Annotated in this window: 3 protein-coding genes and 1 pseudogene; 3 read left to right on the forward strand and 1 reads right to left on the reverse strand. The window is 66.1% G+C overall.

Features of this window, described 5'->3' with window-relative positions; genetic code table 11:
• From ACXJL8_RS36335 to ACXJL8_RS36345, 3 genes and pseudogenes are all read left to right on the forward strand, one after another.
• Positions 1-404 (forward strand): annotated as a pseudogene (locus ACXJL8_RS36335) (single-stranded-DNA-specific exonuclease RecJ); the annotation flags it as partial.
• A 33-nt stretch (positions 405-437) separates the two neighbouring features.
• Positions 438-1,247 carry an SDR family NAD(P)-dependent oxidoreductase gene (locus ACXJL8_RS36340; RefSeq protein ID WP_456624024.1) on the forward strand — a complete coding sequence of 270 codons (810 nt, stop codon included), beginning with the start codon at positions 438-440 and terminating at the stop codon, positions 1,245-1,247.
• A 166-nt stretch (positions 1,248-1,413) separates the two neighbouring features.
• On the forward strand, positions 1,414-2,211 hold the full coding sequence (locus tag ACXJL8_RS36345; RefSeq protein ID WP_456624025.1) for an aldolase: 798 nt from the start codon (positions 1,414-1,416) through the stop codon (positions 2,209-2,211).
• A 144-nt stretch (positions 2,212-2,355) separates the two neighbouring features.
• Here ACXJL8_RS36345 and ACXJL8_RS36350 read toward each other — a convergent pair whose 3' ends face one another.
• On the reverse strand, positions 2,356-3,585 hold the full coding sequence (locus ACXJL8_RS36350; protein ID WP_456624026.1) for a lytic murein transglycosylase: 1,230 nt from the start codon (positions 3,583-3,585) through the stop codon (positions 2,356-2,358).
• Positions 3,586-3,698: the final 113 nt, after the last annotated feature.

The raw sequence follows: 3,698 nt of genomic DNA on the forward strand, positions 1-3,698 counted from the left end.
ACGTCGCGGAGGCGCGCCACGTCGACGAGCTCTACATCGACGGTGCGGTCTCAGCGCGCGCGGTGACGACGGAGCTTGCGGCCACGCTCAACCGCGCAGGTCCCTTCGGCAGCGGCAATCCGGACGTCGTGCTGGCGCTGCCGGCGCATCAGCTCGTCTATGCCGACGAGGTCGGCCAGGCGCATCTGCGGCTGCGCTTCAAGTCGGGCGACGGCGCCATCGTCAACGGCATCGCGTTCCGTTCGGTCGGACAAAAACTCGGCAATGCGCTGCTCGCCAATCGCGGCCAGCAAGTGCATGTCGCGGGATCGTTGTCGGTTGACCGCTACCAGGGCGCCGAACGCGTGCAGTTCCGCGTCATCGACGTCGCGCTACCGGACCAGGGGCCATCCGTGATTAGATAACAACGGCCCCAAACAACAAAAAAGGGAGTGAACATGGCAGGGCAGGTTGAGGGCAAGGTCGCGCTGGTGACGGGCGGCGCCTCCGGCATCGGCGAGGCGATCGTCGAGCTGTTCGCGCGCGAGGGCGCCACCGTCATTGCAACCGATATCGACGAGCTGCGCGGGCCCGAGCTCGCGAGGCGCATCACCGAGGCCGGCGGCAAGGCGATCTTCCTCGAGCAGGACGTCACCAGCGAGGAACGCTGGATCGAGATCGCAGCCGAGATCGCGAAGCGATACGGCCGGCTCGACATCATGGTCTCCAATGCCGGGATCGGCATTGCCGTGCCCTCGATCGTCGACATGACGCTTGGCGACTGGCGCAAGCAGAACGCGATCAATCTCGACGGCGTGTTTCTCTCCGTGAAGCACTGCCTGCCCTTGATGCGCAAGACCGGTGGCGGCTCGATCGTCATGATGTCCTCGCTCGCGGGCCTGCGCGGCTCGCCGGGGCTGTCGGCCTATTCGGCGACCAAGGGCGGTGTGCGCCTGTTCGCGAAATCGATCGCGATGGAGTGTGCGGCGGCCGGCGACGGCATCCGCGTCAACTCGGTGCATCCCGGCATCATCGACACGCCGATCTGGGGCAAGATCCCGACGGGCGCGACCGGCAACCAGGGCAATGCGCCGATCGATCCCGACGAGCGCGCCAGGGTTGTCACGCCGCTCGGCCGCGCCGGGCAGGCTGCGGAGATCGCCAGCGGCGTGCTGTATCTGGCCTCCGACGCCTCGCGCTACGTCACCGGCAGCGAGCTCGTGATCGATGGCGGCATGAACGCCGGCGGCGTGGCGCGGCGGCAATAGAGCATGATCCGGAAAAAGTGTGCAGCGGTTTTCCGAAAGGATCATGCTCAAGCAATAAGCCGCCGCGCGGGCTGCGAAGGGCAGGGTGGCGCCCGCAGGGGCTGACGCGCAGGCGCCGCCCCTGTACAACGCGAGGAGCTTCCGACCGACAGAGGTTTCCTTCGCCATGGCGCACAGTCTTAACGCTTCCTCATCCTTGCCGGCGCCGTTCCGTTCGAACCGGCCGGACCTCGCCACCGATGCGATCCGCGCCGCGCGCGAGGATCTTGCCGCCTGCTTCCGCATGGCGGCCCGCAACGGTTTTGAGGAGGGCATCTGCAACCATTTCTCGACCGTGGTGCCGGGCCATGACGATCTCTTCCTCGTCAACCCCTACGGCTACGCCTTCCGCGAGCTCACCGCGTCAAAGCTGCTGATCTGCGACTTCCACGGCAATGTGCTCGACGGCGAGGGCGTGCCCGAGGCGACCGCGTTCTACATCCACGCCGAGATGCACAAGCGCCTGCCGCGCGCGAAGGTCGCCTTCCACACCCACATGCCCTATGCCACGGCGCTGTCGATGACCGAGGGCGATCCCCTGATCTGGGCGGGGCAGACCGCGCTGAAGTTCTACGGCCGCACGGCGGTCGATCGCGACTATAACGGCCTCGCGCTCGACAACAGCGAAGGCGCGCGGATCGCATCCGCCGTCGGCGATGCCGACATCGTCTTCATGAAGCATCACGGCGTGATGGTGCTGGCGCCGACCATCGCGGAAGCCTGGGACGATCTCTACTACCTCGAACGCGCTGCCGAGGTGCAGGTGCTGGCGATGTCGACCGGACGAACGGTGCGGCCGGTCGATTCCGCGATTGCGGCCGCCACCTACAAGCAGATGCGCGAGGGCGATTCCGAATCCGCGCGGCTGCATCTTGCCGCGATCCGTAGACAGCTCGATGCCGAGGAGCCGCAGTACCGGCACTGAGGCAGGGGCGCGTCACCCACAGTGTCATTCCGGGGCGCGCCACTTGGCGCGAGCCCGGAATCCATTTTTCTGCGTCGCTTGCTGCACGATGGATTCCGGGTTCGCGCTTCGCGCGCCCCGGAATGACGAGGGGAGAGAGCACACTTACGACCCCTGCCGCAGCTTCGCCAGCACCTTCAGCCCGCCATAGCCATCCGCGGGCGTGATGCCTGCCTTCTGCTGAAAATCCTTGATCGCCTTCATGGTGTCGTTGCCGACGCGGCCGTCGGTGCCGCCGGTGTCGAAGCCTGCCTTGGTCAGCCGCGTCTGCATCTCCTGCACCTCGGCGAGCGTCAGCGCGCGCTCGGAGCCGGGGAAGGGCTGGATGAAGGGCGGCGCGCCGAGGCAGCGGTCGCCGAGATGGCAGATCGCCAGCGCATAGTTCATCGAGGGATTGTAGCTCTTCACGGCGTTGAAATTCGGTCCGAGCAGGAAGGTCGGTCCGCCCGCAACCGGCGTCCATATCTGCGCCGATGCATTCGGTTGCGGAAACGGCTGGCCGTCGGCACGGGTGACACCGGCCGATGCCCAGGCGGCGTATGTGCGGCTCCCGCTCATATCGCCTGATGCGCGTACCTCGTAGCCCCAATGCTCGCCGCGGTGCCATTTGCCGCGGTTGACGAGATATTTCGCCGTCGATCCCAGCGCGTCGTCGGGCTTGCCGAACGGCGAGACCTTGCCGTCGCCGTCATAGTCGATGCCGACATTGAGCCAGACCTCGGGCATCCATTGCGAATGGCCCATCGCACCGGCCCAGGATCCCTGCATCTGCTCCGGGGTGCTCCAGCCCTTGTCGACGATGCGCAGCGCGTTGATCAGCTCGGTTTCCCAATAGGCTTTCCGCCGCGGCTCGTTCCAGGCGAGCGCGGCGAGCGAGGGAAACACCGGTGTCATGTGGTTCTGTTGGACGAGCGGATCGCCGTAGGCGGACTCCACGCCCCACAGCGCCAGCAGCGTGCCGCGCTCGACGCCAAAGTCGCGCTCGATGCGCGCGAGCAAGGCCTCGTTGTTCTTGAGCGCGATCTTGCCGTTGATGATACGCCAGTCGGAGACGCGGCGGTTGATGTACTGCCAGAGCTGCTCGTGGAATTCCGGCTGGTTGCGCATTTGCTTGAACACGCTCATGTCGGGCTCGACGCGCGCCATCGCGCGCTGCCATGTCGCTGCCGAAATGCCCTTTGCCATTGCCCGCGCGCGAAAGCCTTCGCGCCATTCGTCGAAGCCCGGCGGCGCGGCCAAGACGTGCGTCGGGAAAGCGAGCAGGGCGGCTGCGCCGAACGCAGATTTCAGCAAGGTGCGGCGGGTGTGATTGGCCGAGGAATCAGCTTGTTTCATGGACCCATTCTAGCGGGAAACATGGCTCCTGTGAGCACTGGAACAGGAGGAACACGCCACTACGGATCAAAGCCGTGTGCGGGTGATCGCGGCGAGTGCGACCTGGCCAGACG

The organism is Bradyrhizobium sp. P5_C11_2, from assembly GCF_054049755.1.

What these genes read in the sequence shown, in the direction of transcription:
- ACXJL8_RS36340 (WP_456624024.1), top strand. Translation starts at nt 438, where the DNA reads ATGGCAGGGCAGGTTGAGGGCAAGGTCGCGCTGGTGACGGGCGGCGCC.
- ACXJL8_RS36345 (WP_456624025.1), top strand. Translation starts at nt 1,414, where the DNA reads ATGGCGCACAGTCTTAACGCTTCCTCATCCTTGCCGGCGCCGTTCCGT.
- ACXJL8_RS36350 (WP_456624026.1), bottom strand. Translation starts at nt 3,585, where the DNA reads ATGAAACAAGCTGATTCCTCGGCCAATCACACCCGCCGCACCTTGCTG.